Raw genomic sequence first — 17,925 nt, 5'->3', positions numbered from 1 at the left:
CGCGTCACCGGATATCGGCATTAATTAAGATCGGCTTTTTTATGGAAACCGTCGGCAATAATAGTGCTGTCGATATTTGATTTATCCACCGGGATCGGCGTCAATAACCAGGCCGGCACCGGTTTGACGCCGTTATTCAGGGTCGCGTTGGATTTGGGGTTTTCGCCCTTGCCCAGTTGCACGGCAATGCTCGCCGCCTCATCGGCCAGCTTGCTGATCGGCTTGTAGACCGTCATGGTCTGGGTGCCGGCCATGATGCGCTTCACCGCCGCCAGATCGGCGTCCTGACCGGTAATGCCCACCTTGCCCGCCAATCCCTGTGCAGCCAGCGCCTGGATCGCCCCGCCGGCGGTCGCGTCGTTGGAGGCCACCACGGCGTCGATATGATTGCTGTTGGCGGTCAGCGCATTTTCCATGATTTTCAATGCGTTTTCCGGCAGCCAGCCATCAACCCACTGATCGCCCACCACCTTGATTTTCCCACTGTCGATCAAGGGTTGCAGCACCTTCATCTGGCCCTGACGGAACAGTTTGGCGTTGTTATCCACCGGTGAACCGCCCATCAGGAAATAATTCCCCTGCGGCACCCGCTGCACCAGGCTTTGCGCCTGCAGTTCACCGACCTTTTCGTTATCGAAGGAGATATAGAAATCGATATCGGCGTTATTGATCATGCGATCGTAGGCCAATACCTTAATGCCTTCCCGTTTGGCCTCGCTGATGACGTTGCTCAGCACCTGGCCGTTATAAGGAATGATCACCAACACGTCGACGCCGCGGTTGATCATGTTTTCTATCTGCGCCATCTGGGTTTCTTCATTGCCGTTGGCCGATTGCACGAAAACGTCCGCCCCCAATGCCTTGGCTTTGCCGACGAAAATATCGCGGTCTTTTTGCCAGCGCTCCAGGCGCAGATCGTCGATCGCCATGCCGATTTTGATTTCTTTGCTCAGTGCAGGTTGGCTGGCCAGCGCCAGCAGCGCACAGACCGAAAGGAACAGGGGTTTTAATTTCATCTTATATACCTTTGTTATTTAATGTGTAAGGGTAATAATTGAAACGAACTGGTTAAGGATTGTTGTCGGTTATTTACTCTTCGGCAATTACAGATTTTTACCGGCGAATTATGATTTTTGGTTTAATGTTATTTTTATGATGGCGGTCATGCTTTCACCCTGAAAAGCACTGTCGTGCGCCATAAAATTCAAATGAAACGCGCTTAAATGCCTATTATGAGATCTGCCGCACATTTAATAATTCTGTGAATTTAAGAGTGAAATAACGTAATTGAGCCGCAGGGATCTAACTCCGAAGATAAATGCATCCCGTAAACCGGGCATCGCTACCCAGGAGTCGAAAATGCAATCCTATTTTGATCAGCTTGAGCAAGTTCGCTACGAAGGCCCCGACAGCAATAACCCGCTGGCTTTCCGCCACTATAATCCCGATGAGTTGGTGCTCGGCAAACGCATGGCCGACCACCTGCGCTTCGCCGCCTGTTACTGGCACACCTTCTGCTGGAACGGCGCGGACATGTTCGGCGTCGGGGCCTTCGATCGCCCCTGGCAGCAACCGGGCGATGCGCTGGCGCTGGCAAAACGCAAGGCCGACGTGGCGTTCGAATTCTTCCACAAGCTGAACGTACCTTACTATTGCTTCCACGACGTCGACGTGTCGCCGGAAGGCGCTTCGCTGAAAGAGTATCTGAATAACTTTGCGGTAATGACCGACGTGCTGGCGGAAAAGCAGCAAAGCAGCGGCGTGAAGCTGTTGTGGGGCACCGCCAACTGCTTTACCCATCCGCGCTATGGCGCAGGCGCGGCCACCAGCCCGGATCCGGAAGTGTTCAGTTGGGCAGCCACGCAGGTATTCACCGCCATGAACGCCACTCATCGACTGGGCGGCGAGAACTACGTGCTGTGGGGCGGACGCGAAGGTTACGAAACCCTGCTGAATACCGATCTGCGCCAGGAGCGCGAGCAGATTGGCCGCTTTATGCAAATGGTGGTGGAGCACAAACACAAAACCGGTTTCCAGGGCACGCTGTTGATCGAACCCAAACCGCAGGAACCCACCAAGCACCAGTACGACTACGATGTCGCCACGGTGTACGGCTTCCTGAAGCAGTTCGGGCTGGAGAAGGAGATCAAGGTCAATATCGAGGCCAACCACGCCACCCTGGCCGGGCACTCCTTCCACCATGAAATCGCCACCGCCATCGCGCTCGGCATCTTCGGCTCGGTCGACGCCAACCGCGGCGATCCGCAGCTGGGCTGGGATACCGACCAGTTCCCCAACAGCGTGGAGGAGAACGCCCTGGTGATGTTCGAAATCCTCAAGGCCGGCGGTTTCACCACCGGTGGCCTGAACTTCGACGCCAAGGTCCGCCGCCAAAGCACCGACAAATACGATCTGTTCTACGGCCATATCGGTGCGATGGACACGATGGCGCTGGCACTGAAAGTGGCGGCCAGGATGACGGCCGACGGCCAACTTCCTCAGCAGGTCGCCCGACGTTACGCCGGCTGGAACGGTGAGCTGGGCCAGCAAATTTTGCAGGGCAAACTGTCGCTGGAAGCCCTGGCGCAGTACGCTGAACAACATGCACTGGCGCCGCAGCACGCCAGCGGCCGTCAGGAACAGCTTGAGAACCTGATGAACCGCTACCTGTTCGGCTAACTATGCCCAAAATAATTCGAGTTGCATCATGGCGGCAACGAAGCGCATCCCCGGGAGCGTACAGCCAGTACGTGACAGGGGTGGGCGCAGGTAGCCAACACAGATGCAGCTTGAAGAATGAAGGGCATACCCGCGCGGCGCACCGTCCGCCGCGTTTTAAAGGATCTCAATCATGTACATCGGCATCGATCTCGGCACCTCCGGCGTAAAAATCATTTTGCTCGATGAGCAGGGCCAACTGCTTGCCAGCCAGAGTGAACCGCTGCCCATCTCCCGCCCCCATCCCTTGTGGTCAGAACAGGCGCCGCAGGACTGGTGGCACGCCACCGATCGCGCCATGCTGGCGCTGGGCAAGCAGCACAGTCTGCAACAGGTGAAGGCCATTGGCCTCAGCGGCCAGATGCACGGCGCCACGCTGCTGGATGACCGCCAACAGGTGCTGCGCCCGGCCATCTTGTGGAACGACGGCAGAAGCGCCGCGCAGTGCCAGGCGCTGGAGCGGGCGGTGCCGCAATCGCGGCACATTACCGGCAACCTGATGATGCCCGGCTTTACCGCCCCCAAGCTGCTGTGGGTGCAACAGCATGAACCGCACCTGTTCAGCCAGATCGATAAGGTGCTGTTACCCAAAGATTATCTGCGCTGGTGCATGACCGGCGAGTTCGCAAGCGATATGTCGGACGCCGCAGGCACCGGGTGGCTGAACGTAGCGCTGCGCGACTGGAGCGACGAGATGCTGGCCGCCTGCGGCCTGTCGCGCCGCCACATGCCGCAGCTGTTCGAAGGCAATCAAATCACCGGTCAGACCCACACCGAGCTGGCCAGGCGCTGGGGCATGCCGCCGGTGCCGGTGGTGGCCGGCGGCGGCGACAATGCCGCCGGGGCGATCGGCGTTGGGCTGTATCAGGCCGGGCAAGCCATGCTGTCGCTCGGCACCTCGGGCGTTTACTTTGCGGTCAGCGACGGCTTTCTCAGCAACCCGGCCAGCGCGGTGCACAGTTTCTGCCATGCGCTGCCCGACACCTGGCACCTGATGTCGGTGACGCTCAGCGCCGCCTCCTGCCTGGACTGGGTCTGCAAGCTGACCAATGTCGACAGCGTCGCCACCCTGCTGCGCAACGTCGAACAGGCTCCCCCGGCGGAAGCCCCGCTGTGGTTTCTGCCTTACCTTTCCGGCGAACGCACGCCGCACAACAATCCCACCGCCAAAGGAGCGTTCTGGGGCCTCACCCACCAGCACGGGCCGAACGATCTGGCGCGCGCGGTGCTGGAAGGCGTCGGTTTTGCCCTGGCGGACGGCATGGACGTGCTGCACGCCAGCGGCCTGCAGCCTTCGAGCATCACCTTGATCGGCGGCGGCGCACGCAGCCCGTTCTGGCGGCAGATGCTGGCGGATATCAGCGGCCAACGGCTGGAATACCGCACCGGCGGCGACGTCGGCCCGGCGCTGGGGGCAGCGCGCCTGGCGCAGATCGCCCTGAATCCGCAGCGCCCGCTGAGCGACCTGCTGCCCGAATTGCCGCGGGAACAGCTGCACGAACCGGATGCCGAGCGCCATCGGCACTACGCCGCGCGCCGCAGCACCTTCCGCGAGCTGTATAGCTGTTTGTTGCCGCTGATGTGAGGCCCTGGGGGCAGTAAACCTGCCCCGCATTATTACCAAATCGAATAGTCGCCAGTGGTAAATGTCGCTGCCAACCTGCGGGTTCCTCTCCTAAATTGGTGGATGTTTTTTGACGCACCTCACCTCTGGATTAAGGAACTGAACGTGGAAAAAACCCAACAACAAAGCCGCAGAGCTTTCCTCAGCCAAACCGGCAAGCTAACCACCGCCTGCGCGGTGATCGGGCTGACCGGCGGCGTGGCGCAGGCCGCACCGCAGGCTGGCGGCCACTGTGCGCCGGAGGCCAAACCCATGACCCTGACCGACAATCACTACGTGCTGAGCGACGTGCGGCTGGAGGAGGGTTTCGAATACGATGGCGATACGGTGATCGGCACCCGCACCGCGCTCTACCAGTTGGAAATCAAAGACGGCAACATTGCCGCCATCCACCCGGCGGATGCAGCGCCGATCGCCGGCGTGCCGCGCTATCAGGCCCAGGGCCAGTTGCTGCTGCCGGCGTTTCGCGACATGCACATCCATTTGGACAAAACCTTCTACAGCGGCCCGTGGCAGGCGCCGCGCCCACGTCAGGGCAAAACCATCATGGACATGATCGCGCTGGAACAAACGCTGATCCCCAAGCTGCTGCCGACCTCGCAGCAGCGCGCGGAAAACCTGATCGCCCTGTTGCAATCCAAAGGCAGCACCGTGGCGCGCAGCCACTGCAATATCGATCCGGTCAGCGGGCTGAAAAGCCTGGAGCACCTGCAACGCGCGCTGGAAAATCACCGGGCCGATTTCAGCTGCGAAATCGTCGCCTTCCCGCAGCACGGTCTGTTGCATTCTAAGGTCGACGGCTTGATGCGCGAAGCTATGCAAATGGGCGTGCAATACGTCGGCGGGCTGGATCCGACCAACGTCGACGGTGCGATGGAGGCGTCGCTGGACGCGATGTTCCAGATTGCGCTCGACACCGGTAAAGGCGTCGACATTCACCTGCATGAAACCAGCCCGGCCGGGGTAGCGGCAATTAACTACATGCTCGCCACCGTCGAAAACAACCCGGCGCTGCGCGGTAAAGTCACCATCAGCCACGCGTTCGCCCTGACCTCGCTGAACCCGAATGAGCTGGCGGAAACCGCCACCCGCCTGGCGGCGCAGCAAATCACCATCGCCTCCACGGTGCCGATCGGCGGGCTGATGATGCCGCTGCCGCAGCTCAGTGAAAAAGGGGTATTTGTGATGACCGGAACCGACAGCGTGATCGATCATTGGTCGCCGTTCGGTACCGGCGACATTCTGGAAAAAGCCAATCTCTACGCCCAGCTGTATCGTGGTTCGGATGAGTTCCATCTGTCGCGCGCCCTGTCCATTTCCACCGGCGGCGTACTGCCGCTGAACGACAAAGGCCAACGCGCGTGGCCCAACGCCGGTGACAGCGCGGAGTTCGTGTTGATCGACGCCAGTTGCTCCGCCGAGGCGGTGGCCCGCCTGCCCGCACGCAGCGCCACCTTCCATCGGGGGCGTCTGGTCGCCGGCCAGGTCGGCAAAGCCTGATGCTGGTCCGCTGATGCCATCATGATGGCCGTTTTTGGCCTTCTTCCCTGCAGGATAACGGCGCAGTATGGCGTCATACCCCACAGGCGGAGGCCGAAAATGTCACACAGCGCATTATTGATCATTGATGTTCAGCAATCCTTCCAGCATCGCCCTTTCTGGCAAGAAGACGATCTGCCCGCTTTCCAGCAGGCGCTCACAAGATTAATTGCAGGCTGCCGCCGGCAGGGCGTGGCGCTGGTCGACGTGTTACACGTTTCCCCGCAGGGGCCCTTCTCGCTGGCATCCGGCTTTGTGCAGCGCCTGCCGTTCCTCAGCCACCAGGCGGACGTAACCGTACACAAGCATGTGCACAATGCGCTGACCGAATCCGGGTTGGATGCCTGGCTACGTGAACGGGAGATCAATCACCTGATTATCTCCGGCATTCGTACCGAGCAGTGCTGCGAAACCACCACCCGCGTGGCAAGCGATCTCGGCTATCGGGTAACCTTCGTCACCGAGGCGACCCTGACGTTCCCGATGCAACACCCCGACGGCCAGATCTTTACCACCGAACAGCTCAAGCGGCATACTGAGACGGTGCTGGTCGACCGTTTCGCCCAGCTCGCCAGCGTGGATGAGGTGCTGGCGCAACTGTCACAGGAGTCATAATGCCGCAGGCCGTCTACTTTCTGATGCTGCCCCAGGTGCTGTCGCTGGACGTCAGCGGCCCGGCCGAAACCCTGCGCCTGGCCGGAACGTTCAGCCTGCATTACATCGGCCCGGAGCCGCAGGTAACCTGCTCCATCGGCATGACGCTGAGCCGGCTGGAACCGCTGCCCGCCAGGCTGGAAGACGACGCGATTTTGGTGGTGCCGGGGGTCAGCGATTCGGCGCGCTACTTTGCCAATCCGCAAGCCGAGCAGGCTCGCCGCTGGCTGGCGGCGCTGCAACCCGATCTGCAAAGCCGGCGCATCACGCTGGTCTGCGTGTGTTCCGGCGCGCTGCTGGCGGCGCAGGCCGGCTTGCTCGACGGCTACCAGTGCACCACTCACCATGACGTGCTCGAACGCATGCGCCTGCAGGCACCGGCGGCGCTGGTGAAAGAAAACCGCATTTTTGTCGAAGACCGCAGCGTCTACACCAGCGCCGGCATTACCGCCGGTATCGATCTGGCGCTGCACCTGATCAACCGCCACTGCGGCGCAAACCGGGCGACGGAAGTCGCCCGCGAAATGGTGGTGTATTTCCGCCGTTCCGGCGACGACCCGCAGCTTTCGCCGTGGCTGCGCTACCGCAATCATCTGCACCCGGCGGTCCACCGCGCCCAGGACGTGATGGCCGCCGAACCTGAGGCCGAATGGTCAGTGCCGCAGGTGGCGGAAAAAGCCCACGTCAGCAGCCGCCATCTGGCGCGGCTGTTCCGCAGCCATATCGGCATCAGCGTGCGGGAATATCATGAACAGCTGCGGCTGGCCGTGGCGCAACAGCGGCTGCAACAAGGCTACGGGCTTGAGAAAGCGGCGCTGGCGGCAGGGTTTTCGTCCGGCCGCCAGCTGCGGCGTGCGCAACAGCGCGGGCAAAACCCGCTATGACACCAGCCTTCGAACATCCAGCTTCTGTAGCCCCATCGACAGCAGCAGGCTGAGCGCCAGCGCCACACCGAATACCCAGAAGATATCCAGCAGCGGATAAGCGCTGAGCTCAAGATGCCGGTTGCGCATAAAGTTGACGATAATGGCGTGAAAACCGTAGATCGCCAGCGAATGGCGGGAAAAAATGCCCAGCCAGCCGATCGGATCAGGCAGGCAGTTTTTAAACCACACCAGCAGCGACACCGCCGCGATAAACACCAGCGGGCCGCAGTAGATGTAAAAGGTATCGGCAAAGCTGCCGTTGATGAACATCTGGCTTTTGGTGCCGCGAACAATCAGCGCCACGCTGAGTGCAAAACCCAGCGCCGCCAGCCAGCTGATGCCGCGCCGCCCGGTGTCCATCATGCCAATCGCCCGCCCGGCCAGCGCATACAGCAGGTAATAGAAGGTATCGCCGTAGATATACAGATTGACCGGCAGCAGGTGAGCGTTGCCGACGGTCACCGCACCGGTATTGGGGTTGGCGATCACCGCCAGGATCACCAACACCCCGGCCAGATAACGGCGCGAGACCGGTTTGACGCTGATCAGCGGCGAGAGCAGGTAAATCACCGCAATCGCATAGAAGAACCACAGGTGATAAAACACCGGTTTTTGCAGCATGCCGCGCAGCGACGGCCAGAAGCCGATTTTGGTGAAGGCCGCGATATAGACCAGCGCAATGAGGCTGTAGAACAGGATGCAGCAGCCGATACGGATGAAATGTTTTTTGCCGGCGCTTTTCTCGCCGAAAAACAGATAGCCGGAAATCATGAAAAACAGCGGCACCGAAACGCGCGACATGCCGTTCAGCACGTTGGCGATGTCCCAGTTATGTTCCCCCACCGCCATGCCGTTGGTGACGTAATAGGTGGTGGCGTGGATCATCACCACCATCATGCACGCCACCGCGCGCAGGTTATCTATCCAGCCAATTTTAGTGCTCAAAACGGTGCCCGACGTTGTGTCATATTTTTATGTTAATAAGAGGTTATATACCCGTCATACTTGAAGCTGCATCTGTGTTGGCCGCACCCGCACACCCCAGTCACTTAGTTTACTAAGCTCCTGAGGATGAGCGTGCTTGCCGCCTGGATGCAACGCCAATTATTTAGGGTATAGAGCGCGGGACGCGGCGACAACCCAAAAGCGAAATATCAGAATGTGCTGAAACAACACCTTATCGTTGCTAAGGTGAACAATTGGCGGCAAAATAGCCGCCATAACTCGCTCAGTTTGCGCTTCCCGCCCTGGCAGTTCCTTTTTTCTTCTTCACTATCAGTACTATAAATATGAAAACGACATTACCACCTGCGGCACGCTTGGGCCGACAGGCGCTTTTATTCCCTCTTTGTCTGGTGCTGTTCGAATTTGCCACCTATATCGCCAACGATATGATCCAGCCCGGTATGCTGGCGGTGGTGGCGGAGTTCAACGCCGGCGAAGAGTGGGTGCCGACATCCATGACCGCCTATCTGGCCGGCGGCATTTTCTTGCAATGGCTGCTCGGCCCGCTGTCGGACCGACGTGGCCGCCGCCCGGTGATGCTGGCCGGCGTGGCGTTCTTTATCGTCGCCTGTCTGGCCATTTTGCTGGTGACCAACATTGAGCAGTTTATCTTTATGCGTTTCCTGCAGGGCATTGGCCTGTGCTTTATCGGCGCGGTCGGCTACGCCACGATACAGGAATCCTTCGAGGAATCGGTGTGCATAAAAATCACCGCGCTGATGGCCAACGTGGCGCTGATTGCCCCGCTGCTCGGGCCGCTGGCCGGGGCTGCGCTGATCCACGTCGCGCCGTGGCAGAGCATGTTCGTGCTGTTCGCGGCGCTGGCGGCGATTGCCTTTTACGGCCTGTGGAAGGCGATGCCGGAAACCGCCTCGCTGCAGGGCGATAAATTCTCGGCCGCCAACCTGTGGCGCGACTATCGCCAGGTGCTGGCCAACCGCCGCTTTGTCTGCGGCGCGCTGGCCATCGGCTTCGCCAGCCTGCCGTTGCTGGCCTGGATTGCCCAGTCGCCGGTGATCCTGATCAGCGGCGAATCGCTGTCGACGCTGGATTACGGCCTGTTGCAGATCCCGGTGTTCGGTGCGCTGATCCTCGGCAACCTGACGCTGGCGCGCCTGACCGGCAAAAACAGCGTAGAACGCCTGATCAAGCTGGGCGCGCTACCCATGATGCTGGGGCTGTTGGTCGCGGCGCTGGCTACGCTGTTCTCCAGCCACGCCTATCTGTGGATGACCGCCGGGCTGAGCCTGTACGCCTTCGGTATCGGGCTGGCCAACGCCGGGCTGTACCGCCTGACGCTGTTCTCGAGCTCCGTCAGCAAAGGGACGGTCTCCGCCACCATGGGCATGTTGAGCATGCTGGTGTTTACCGTCGGCATCGAGCTGGCGAAAGTGGCCTATGTCTGGGGCGGCAGCGGGTTGTTCAACCTGTTTAACCTGATCAGCGGCCTGTGCTGGCTGGCGCTGGTGGCGCTGTTCCTCGGCAAACGCCGCAGCGGAGACGCAACGCCTGCGCCTAACGAAGCGCTGTAACGACAAACGGGGCTAACGCCCTAATGCTTGTCAGTTAGCGTTTTTCTGATGGTGTGGTGAAGTTTTCGGTCGATAAAGGTGAAATGCACCATGAAGCTCACTCGTCTCGACCGAGCAATGGGCCGTAGGCGCGGCCCCTTGCAACCCGCGCCTTTGCCCTGTCAGACGGTTGGCTACGCCAACGCCCCTCCCTCCGTCACAGCGCATCACGGCCGGCTACGACAGGCGTCCCTGCCTGTCTCGCCTGAAACCGCCGTCCATGGCGGTTTCACCTATGCGCCGCTCCTGCGTTCGGCGTCTTCAAGGGCGCCCAACACCCTGCTCATCTCATCATTTTCACTGTCTTTCATAACGCAATATCCAACGTTGCCCGGTGGCAGCCGATTCGGGTGTTGACCCTGGCGCGCATCACCGGCTGCCGAGCAAGACGGCGTTGTCAGGGGCAACCCGGCCAGGGAAGGCCGGTTGAGGCGAGACAAACAGGGACGTTTGTCGTAGCCGACCCGCCCGACAACGCAGGTGCAGCGAGGGTATCCGCGTAGCGGACAGACGGTGTTAAGCGAGGGCGCGGGTGGAGGGGCCGCGCCTTCGGCCCCTCCAATTGCCGTTCATGGCGGTAGCAGAGAAATGCGGGATATTTACGGCAATTCCTCCTGCACGGAGCGCACAGAGATTGGATAAAAAATGCCAGTCAGACTTAACTGACAAGCATTAGTCTAACGCCCCGCTTTAGCGTATCACCATCAACGGCCAAACAGCCCGCCATCGCGCAGCAGGTGCTGGTTGCCCTTGCGGCGGGTAAAGCCGCTGCGATCGAAAAATTCCAGCACCTGAATCGCCAGTTTGCGGCCGACGCCGAGCCTGTCGCGGAAATCCGCGGCGTTGGTGCTGCCCTGCGTTGCATCCAGCTCCCGGATCAGTGCGGCGAACTGTTCGATACGCCGGCTGAGATAATAACGGTCCACCACCACCGCCGTGATGTGCCCCAACTGCGCCGCTTTACGCAGCGTCGTCCGCACGACGGCCTCTTCCTCGCCCAATTCGGCGGCCAAATCGCGCACCCACCAAGCTTCGTCACCGAACAGCGGCTCAATACGGCGCCACAGAATCTGTTCTTCAGCGCTGAACGCCAGGCCATGCTCCGGCAAGTGCAGCCAGCCGCGCGTATTGCGCACGCTGCCGGCGGCCAGCAACCGATCGATCATCATAAATACCAGCGTTTCAGGCAACGAAGGCAATGCCATGCGCCGCAGGCGCGCTCTTCCCAACCCAAGCTGATCGGCATGCTGGTGGTGGTACTCGAACAGGACTTGCAGCAAGCGCTGTTCGCTCTGCCGCACGTTATCCTGCGCCAGCGCCCACTCGCCGGCAATCAGCAATTCATGGTCCGCCAACAGCTCGGCCAGACCGCCTTCGGTCAGTTGCCGCGCCCAGGCGAACATCGCCAGATCCAGCGGCCCGTTGGGCAGGTGCAGCGCCAGCGCCTGACGATCGTCGCCGGCCTGCGCCAATGCCGCCAACCAGGCAAGGTAGTCCGGCTGGCGTTTACCGCGTTTCGGCGTCGTCAAACTCAGCACCCGTGCGCCGCCCAGGGTCTGACGCGCGCCGATATCGCGCAGCACCAAACGATCGTTGTCCGCCAGCCACAACGGGCGATCGAGGATCAGTTCCGCCAGGTGTTCATTCAATAACGCAATCCGGCCGGTGATATGGCTGGCGGCATGATGCAGATGCAGCGGTTGCCAATGCTTTATCGGCTGGTCGGCATCCAGCGCCACCAGAATGCGTTCTGCCGCCTGCAACGGTTTTTTCGCCAACAGCCAGTCACCGCGAGCCACCAGCTCTTTGCTGACGTCACCGCTGATATTCAGTGCGATGCGCTGCCCGGCCTGCGCTTGCTCAACCTGTTGATTCTGCGCGTGCAGACCGCGTACCCGCACCGGGGCGTCCGCACCGGTCAGCCACAGCGTATCCCCTACCGCCACCTGCCCACCCAGCGCGGTGCCTGTTACCACCAAACCTGCCCCTTTCACGCTGAAGGCGCGGTCTACCGCCAACCGGAAACGGCGCGACAGCGCATGTTCATCAGGCCGTAACGCCAGCAGATGCGCACGCAGCGCGTCAATCCCCCGATCCCGCACCGCAGCGGTGACAAACTGCGGCGCATCGGGCCAGCCCTGCCGCGCCAGTTCATCGCCAACCTGCCGCCGCACCTCGTCAACCCGCGCTTCGTCCACCCGATCGGCCTTGGTCAATGCCACCGTGAGCGCCGGACGCCCGCTCAGCCGCAGGATCGCCAGGTGCTCACGGGTTTGCGCCATCACACCGTCGTCACAGGCCACCACCAGCAGCGCATGATCGATACCGCCGATGCCCGCCAGCATATTGGCGAGGAATTTTTCATGGCCGGGCACGTCGATAAAACCCAGCACCCGGCCGTCGGGCTGCGGCCAGTAGGCATAGCCCAGATCGATGGTCATGCCACGGCGTTTTTCTTCCGGCAGGCGATCGGCGTTGATCCCGGAGATCGCCTGCAACAGGGTGGTTTTGCCATGATCGACATGGCCGGCGGTGGCGATAATCATGCGTTTAACGCCTCAATCAGCGCCTGTTCCTGCTCCAGGCAGCGCAGATCCAGCCACAGCCGGCCGTCGTTAATTCGGCCGATCACCGGCTGCGGCAGGCGGCGCCAGCGTTCTGCCAGCGCTTCCAGCGTCGCCCCACGGCCGTCGAGCGGCGTAAAGGTCAATGCGTAGCTGGGTAACCTGTCCACCGGCAGCGAGCCGCTGCCAATCTGCGACCAGCACGGCTCGGCGCGCAGTTGGAAGCGTTCGCCAAACTGCGGTTCCAGCGCGTGCAGCAAGCGTTCGGCTGCGGCCTGCATCGCCTGCTGCGGGCGGATCAGCAGCCGCAGCGTCGGCAGTCGCTCCGCCAACAACTCAGGCTGTTGATAGAGGCGCAGCGTAGCTTCCAACGCCGCCAGCGTCAGCTTGCCGACACGCAGCGCGCGTTTAAGCGGATGCTGTTGCAACCGGGCGATCAGCGCCTTTTTGCCGACGATAATCCCGGCCTGCGGGCCACCCAGCAGCTTGTCGCCGGAGAAAGTCACCAGATCCACCCCGGCGGCCAGCAGCCGCTGCGGCATCGGCTCGGCCGGCAGGCCGTACTGCGCCATATCAATCAGCGAGCCGCTGCCCAGATCGGTGACGGTCGGCACGCCATATTCGGCGCCGAGCTGCGCCAGTTCGGCTTCATCCACCGCAGCGGTAAAGCCCTGAATGCTGTAGTTGCTGGTATGCACCTTCATCAGCAACCCGGTCTGTTCGTTGATGGCATTGCGGTAATCTTTCAGGTGGGTGCGGTTGGTGGTACCGACTTCAACCAGCCGGCAGCCCGCCTGGCGCATCACGTCGGGGATGCGGAACGCGCCGCCGATCTCCACCAGCTCACCGCGCGACACCACCACGTCCTTGCCGGGCGCAATCGCCGCCAGCATCAGCAACACGGCCGCCGCATTGTTATTGACGATGCAGGCATCTTCCGCGCCGGTCAGTCGGCACAGTAAATCCGCCACGGCGCGGTCGCGATGCCCGCGCCCGGCGCCGTCCAGATCGTATTCCAGCGTCACCGCCGCCCCCATCGAGTGCGTTACCGCTTCGATAGCCGGTTGCGCCAACAGGGCGCGGCCAAGGTTGGTGTGCAGCACGGTACCGCTCAGATTGAAGACCGGCGTCAGCGCCGAACGCTGCCGTTGCGCCAATCCGGCGCTGAGCGCCTGCGACCAGTCGCTGCACCAGTCGGGCAACCGCTGCTGCAGCTTGATCGTCTCACGCGCCTGCAACTGCAGCTCGCGCAGCAGGTCGCCAATCAGCGTCTGGCCATGCCGGGCCACCAGGGGTTCGATAGCGGGATCGCGCAGCAGGCGGTCGATGGCGGGTAACTGGCTGTAAAGACGGTGGGATTCAGTGCTCATGGTCGCTCGGTTTTTTTGTGTGATGATGTCGGCATAAAACAAAACCCCCGCCAAAGCGGGGTGAGGGAATTCAGGGGGGTGAAGTGCGGGCAAAACTTTCGCGGGCAAACAGCCGCTCGGCCAGTTTGATCAACGCAGGCCGTTCGACGCACCAGTTGGGCAGGATGCGGCGGAAATTAAGGTAGCCCAACGCGCAGCCGGTAGCGATGTCCGCCAACGTCAGCTCGGCGGCGTTCAGCAGCGTCTTTTCCTGTGCCAGCTTCTCCAGCGCGTCCAGCCCGTGCGTCAGCTTGTCGCGCTGGCGCAGTATCCAGGTTTCATCCTGTTTTTCCGGCGCGCGCTTGCTCTCGCGAAACAGCGTAGCGGCGGCTTCGGTTACGCCGTCGGCCAGCGCTTCAACCTGGCGTATACGCAGTGCCGCCGCGCGATCGGCGGGCAAAAATACCGGGGCGGCGGGAAGCAGTTCGAGGTATTCGGCAATGACGCGCGAGTCGTAATACACCGCGCCGTCATCGGCCACCAGCACCGGCACCTTGGCGAGCGGATTCAGCTCCACCACCCGGCTCCCCGGCTCATACGGCGGATCGTTAACGAATTCGAACGCGATCCCCTTTTCCAGCAGCAGCACGGAAATCTTGCGTACAAAAGGGCTGGTATAGCTGCCTATCAGCTTCATTCGTCTTCCCCCCGTGCTGTCGAATCACAGCGTTGTTATTTCACCACCAGCGTGTCGATAATCCGCTGAACCAGCGCCTGGTGCGCCTCGGGCGTTTTGGCCGGTGACAGCATTTGCAACGTCACCACCCTTTTATTCAATACCGTCAACACAAAGGTGGAAATCACCTTTTGCCCATTGACGCTTTGTTCGGTATCCAGCCGATGGAACTTCTGCTTACCGACGACGAAGTTCTCTTCTTTGGTCGTCTTGATATTCTGATAGCGGTCGGCCAGCTCGGTGATGATGCTTTGCGTCAGATCTTTCAGCATTTTATCGCTGGTATTGAGCTTCATGTCGTCGGGCGGGACCACTTCAGAAGAGACGGTGCTCTGGCGTGTCTTGCCGTCGAGGAAACGCTGAATGGTGGATTTGCTGTCGTTGACGATGCCGCTGTTCTGGGTCTGATCGCTGAACCCCGCCGGCAGTAAAAAGGTCACGTTACCCCTTTGCAGCGATACCTTCAGCCCCACAGGCTCGCTTTCCACCGGTGGCGGTGGCGGCGCAATGGGCTGCGTCACGATCGGCTTGGGGTCCGGCTTAGGTACGGCCGGTTTGGTGTCTTCCTTGTTGTCACAGGCCGACAGCCCGATCGCCAGAACGGCGACCGCCGTGAGTTTCGCAATGGTCTTCAACATCGTCCGTCCCTTTTCTTGCGCGTTGCGCGTCATTGCGTAAACGTAGCAACTCGCCCCTGCGAATGCCAGATGCGCAGTCTGAAATTAATCATCTGAGCTCTCGTAAGGGGCAAATACCGGCGTTTTGCGATTTACTCCCCCGGGAACAGGAACGGGTTGATGCTGCTGCGGGCAAAACCTTCATCTTCCAGTTTGGCGTCGAGCACCAGCGAGGCCAGATCGTCGGCCACCGCCTCAACCTGCGGGTCCTTTTCCTGATATAAAATCTTCAGGTAAGTGCCACAGTCACCACAGCTTTCCGCTTTCACCGCCGCCAGCTCGCTGTCCAGCGACCAGTAATTCAGATCGCGGGTTTGCTCGCAGTTGCTGCATTTTATCCGCACCACGTGCCACTCGCTTTCGCACAGGTTGCAGTGCAAATAGCGCAGGCCGCTGACGGTGCCGATATGCACCACGCTGGAGACCGGAATGCTGCCGCATACCGGGCAGAACTGACGGTGCTCGCCATATTCCGCACGCGCCTTGCCGGGGATCAGGCTTGCCATCTGCGCCCAGTAAAGCGACAGCGCGGCCCAGATGAACGGCGCTTTCTCGCTGCCGATCTTGCCGAACTCGCGGTTGAGCAAGGCGTCGGCCATCAGCTCCAGCTCATGCGCCGACGCTTTTTCCAGGTTATCCAGCACCGCCAGAATGTGTTCCGGCGCCAGTGGACGCAGCTCGGCGATCAACGAGCCCAACAGCCGGTGCCAGTGTTCGCTGCGCGGATAGACGCTCAAATCCAGCGGCGGCTTGCCGCTGGCCGCCCCCTGCTGCAGCGCTTCGGTCAGATCCAGCTGCAACGGGTTGTCGTGCAGCGCGTGATGCTGCGCCTCGGCCAGTTGGGCGGCGAAGTTCAGGTAGTCGCCCAGCGGGTTGTCCGTCGCCAGCTTGCGCAGGCGTTCGGCGCGGCGGCTGTAGAGGCTTTTCAAATTGGCGAAAAGTAACGGCGGAATCGTCTCCGCCGTTGTGGACTTCTCGCGCTGTGCCCCTAACTGCTCTTTAGGAACGATGCGGATACTCATCAGGGTTTGTCTTCCTGTTGTTTCTCGCGGACCTCTCGGTACCAGCGCGGATGATGTTTTTTAGCCCAGGCCGCAGGCACCCAGCCTTCGACCATCGCGGTGATGGTGCCTTTTACCCACAGCGCGGCGTAAATGTGCACCATTATCACGATGATCAGGCCGACCGCCGCCAGCGAATGCACCAGCAGCGCGATGCGGATCAGCGGTATCGGGAACGACGGCGCAAAGTACGGCCGCCAGATCACCACACCGCTGGCCAACAGCAGCACCAGGCTGACGATAGCTGCCCAGAATACGCACTTCTGACCGAAATTATAACGCCCAGTGTCGCCCACTTCCTCGTTCATGGCGATTTTGTGGATATTTTTGGCCCAGACGATGTCTTCCCGGTTGATCAGATTATGCTTCCAGTAGCGCAGGAACATCAGCAGGAAGGCCGCAAACATGAAAGCGCCGACAAAGGGGTGCAGGATGCGCGCCAGCTGCGGCGTACCGAAAATATTCATCAGCCAATTGAAGGAGGGGAAAAAGAACCCCAGCCCACTGATGGCGGCGAACACGAAGCAGAACGCCACAATCCAGTGGTTAATCCGCTCCGGTGCGCTGTAGCGCTGAATCCGCTTTTCCTTCTTCATTTGCGCGTCTCCTCATCGTGCAGCTCGTCGTTGTCTTCCTCTTCGACGCGGTTTGGCCCGACGCCGACATAGTGGAACACGCTGGCTGCAAAGGTGGCGGCAAAGCCGATGGCCGCCAGGGGTTTCCACACGCCCTTCCAGAACGTGATCGCCGGGCTGATGGTCGGATTATCCGGCAAACCGTGATACAGCTGCGGTTTGTCGGCGTGGTGCAGCACGTACATCACATGGGTGCCGCCCACGCCCGCCGGATCGTACAGACCGGCGTTCTGATAACCCCGAGAGTTCAGCTCGCCGACGCGCTCGGCGGCAATCTGCTTCATCGCGTCCTTGGTGCCGAAGTGGATGGCGCCGGTCGGGCAGGTCTTCACGCAGGCCGGTTCCTGGCCGACATCGACGCGGTCGACGCACAGGGTGCATTTGTACACCCGGTTGTCGTCCTTGTTCATGCGCGGCACGTCGAACGGGCAGCCGGCGATGCAGTAACCGCAGCCGATGCAGTGCTCGGACTGGAAGTCGACGATGCCGTTGGCGTACTGAATGATCGCGCCTTCCGATGGGCAGGCCTTCAGGCAGCCCGGGTCGGCGCAGTGCATGCAGCCGTCCTTGCGGATCAGCCATTCCAGCTTGCCGTTTTCCTCCACTTCGGAGAAGCGCATGACCGTCCACGACTTGGCGGTCAGATCGGCGGGGTTATCGTACACCCCGACGTTGCTGCCGATTTCATCGCGAATGTCGTTCCATTCGGAACAGGCCACCTGACAGGCCTTGCAGCCGATACAGGTGGTGACATCGATAAGTTTGGCCACTTCTTCCTGATGGTCACGGGCGCGCGGGGCCGGCGTGAAACCATTGGTGGCGGATTTACGAATGATGTCCTGAGATTGCATTGCCATAATTCGTCT

Annotated in this window: 15 protein-coding genes; 6 read left to right on the top strand and 9 right to left on the bottom strand. The window is 60.9% G+C overall.

The features are described 5' to 3' along the window. Positions 1-20 precede the first annotated feature (20 nt). On the bottom strand, positions 21-1,016 hold the full coding sequence (gene xylF, locus V2S86_RS21750; protein ID WP_330764090.1) for a D-xylose ABC transporter substrate-binding protein: 996 nt from the start codon (positions 1,014-1,016) through the stop codon (positions 21-23). A 343-nt stretch (positions 1,017-1,359) separates the two neighbouring features. On the opposite strand from xylF, the gene xylA reads away from it, so the two are divergent. The 5 genes from xylA to V2S86_RS21725 all read left to right on the top strand — a co-directional run bounded on the left by xylA (position 1,360) and on the right by V2S86_RS21725 (position 7,419). Then, positions 1,360-2,679 carry a xylose isomerase gene (gene xylA / locus V2S86_RS21745; protein ID WP_330764089.1) on the top strand — a complete coding sequence of 440 codons (1,320 nt, stop codon included), beginning with the start codon at positions 1,360-1,362 and terminating at the stop codon, positions 2,677-2,679. Between the two features lie 172 nt (positions 2,680-2,851). After that, a complete protein-coding gene (gene xylB / locus V2S86_RS21740) occupies positions 2,852-4,303 on the top strand; it encodes a xylulokinase (protein ID WP_330764088.1) in 1,452 nt (483 codons plus the stop codon). Between the two features lie 144 nt (positions 4,304-4,447). Then, complete coding sequence (locus V2S86_RS21735; RefSeq protein WP_330764087.1) at positions 4,448-5,842, top strand: amidohydrolase family protein; 1,395 nt, start codon at positions 4,448-4,450, stop codon at positions 5,840-5,842. A 99-nt stretch (positions 5,843-5,941) separates the two neighbouring features. Further along, positions 5,942-6,496 (top strand): cysteine hydrolase family protein, encoded by a 555-nt coding sequence (locus tag V2S86_RS21730; RefSeq protein ID WP_330764086.1) that lies wholly within the window; start codon positions 5,942-5,944, stop codon positions 6,494-6,496. After that, positions 6,496-7,419, top strand: coding sequence for a GlxA family transcriptional regulator (locus tag V2S86_RS21725; RefSeq protein ID WP_330764085.1), 924 nt, complete (start codon positions 6,496-6,498; stop codon positions 7,417-7,419). The genes V2S86_RS21730 and V2S86_RS21725 overlap by 1 nt, the downstream gene beginning before the upstream one ends. On the opposite strand, the gene V2S86_RS21720 is transcribed toward V2S86_RS21725, so the two are convergent. Further along, a complete protein-coding gene (locus tag V2S86_RS21720; RefSeq protein WP_330764084.1) occupies positions 7,414-8,406 on the bottom strand; it encodes an acyltransferase in 993 nt (330 codons plus the stop codon). The two genes, V2S86_RS21725 and V2S86_RS21720, sit on opposite strands and share 6 nt — an antisense overlap. Positions 8,407-8,750: 344 nt before the next feature. Here V2S86_RS21720 and V2S86_RS21715 point away from each other — a divergent pair, with 344 nt between their 5' ends. After that, positions 8,751-9,998, top strand: coding sequence for an MFS transporter (locus V2S86_RS21715; RefSeq protein WP_330764083.1), 1,248 nt, complete (start codon positions 8,751-8,753; stop codon positions 9,996-9,998). 743 nt (positions 9,999-10,741) lie between these two features. Here the strand turns inward: V2S86_RS21715 and selB are convergent. From selB to fdxH, 7 genes are all read right to left on the bottom strand, one after another. Further along, positions 10,742-12,583 carry a selenocysteine-specific translation elongation factor gene (gene selB / locus V2S86_RS21710; RefSeq protein ID WP_330764082.1) on the bottom strand — a complete coding sequence of 614 codons (1,842 nt, stop codon included), beginning with the start codon at positions 12,581-12,583 and terminating at the stop codon, positions 10,742-10,744. Continuing rightward, on the bottom strand, positions 12,580-13,971 hold the full coding sequence (gene selA, locus V2S86_RS21705; protein WP_330764081.1) for an L-seryl-tRNA(Sec) selenium transferase: 1,392 nt from the start codon (positions 13,969-13,971) through the stop codon (positions 12,580-12,582). Before selA ends, selB begins: the two co-directional genes overlap by 4 nt. 70 nt (positions 13,972-14,041) lie before the next feature. Next, positions 14,042-14,647, bottom strand: coding sequence for a glutathione S-transferase (locus V2S86_RS21700; protein ID WP_330764080.1), 606 nt, complete (start codon positions 14,645-14,647; stop codon positions 14,042-14,044). Between the two features lie 35 nt (positions 14,648-14,682). After that, complete coding sequence (locus V2S86_RS21695) at positions 14,683-15,324, bottom strand: DcrB-related protein (RefSeq protein ID WP_330764079.1); 642 nt, start codon at positions 15,322-15,324, stop codon at positions 14,683-14,685. Positions 15,325-15,455: 131 nt separating this feature from the next. Continuing rightward, complete coding sequence (gene fdhE / locus V2S86_RS21690) at positions 15,456-16,385, bottom strand: formate dehydrogenase accessory protein FdhE (RefSeq protein WP_330764078.1); 930 nt, start codon at positions 16,383-16,385, stop codon at positions 15,456-15,458. Continuing rightward, positions 16,385-17,020 carry a formate dehydrogenase cytochrome b556 subunit gene (gene fdoI / locus V2S86_RS21685; RefSeq protein ID WP_330764077.1) on the bottom strand — a complete coding sequence of 212 codons (636 nt, stop codon included), beginning with the start codon at positions 17,018-17,020 and terminating at the stop codon, positions 16,385-16,387. The genes fdhE and fdoI overlap by 1 nt, the downstream gene beginning before the upstream one ends. Further along, on the bottom strand, positions 17,017-17,916 hold the full coding sequence (gene fdxH, locus V2S86_RS21680; protein ID WP_330764076.1) for a formate dehydrogenase subunit beta: 900 nt from the start codon (positions 17,914-17,916) through the stop codon (positions 17,017-17,019). The genes fdoI and fdxH overlap by 4 nt, the downstream gene beginning before the upstream one ends. Positions 17,917-17,925 lie beyond the last annotated feature (9 nt).

It is taken from the genome of Serratia sp. C2(1) (assembly GCF_036352655.1).
Classification (GTDB): Bacteria; Pseudomonadota; Gammaproteobacteria; order Enterobacterales; family Enterobacteriaceae; genus Serratia; species Serratia inhibens.
The sequence above is the reverse complement of the archived record's forward strand: the minus strand, read 5'-3'. Positions and strand labels throughout refer to the sequence as shown.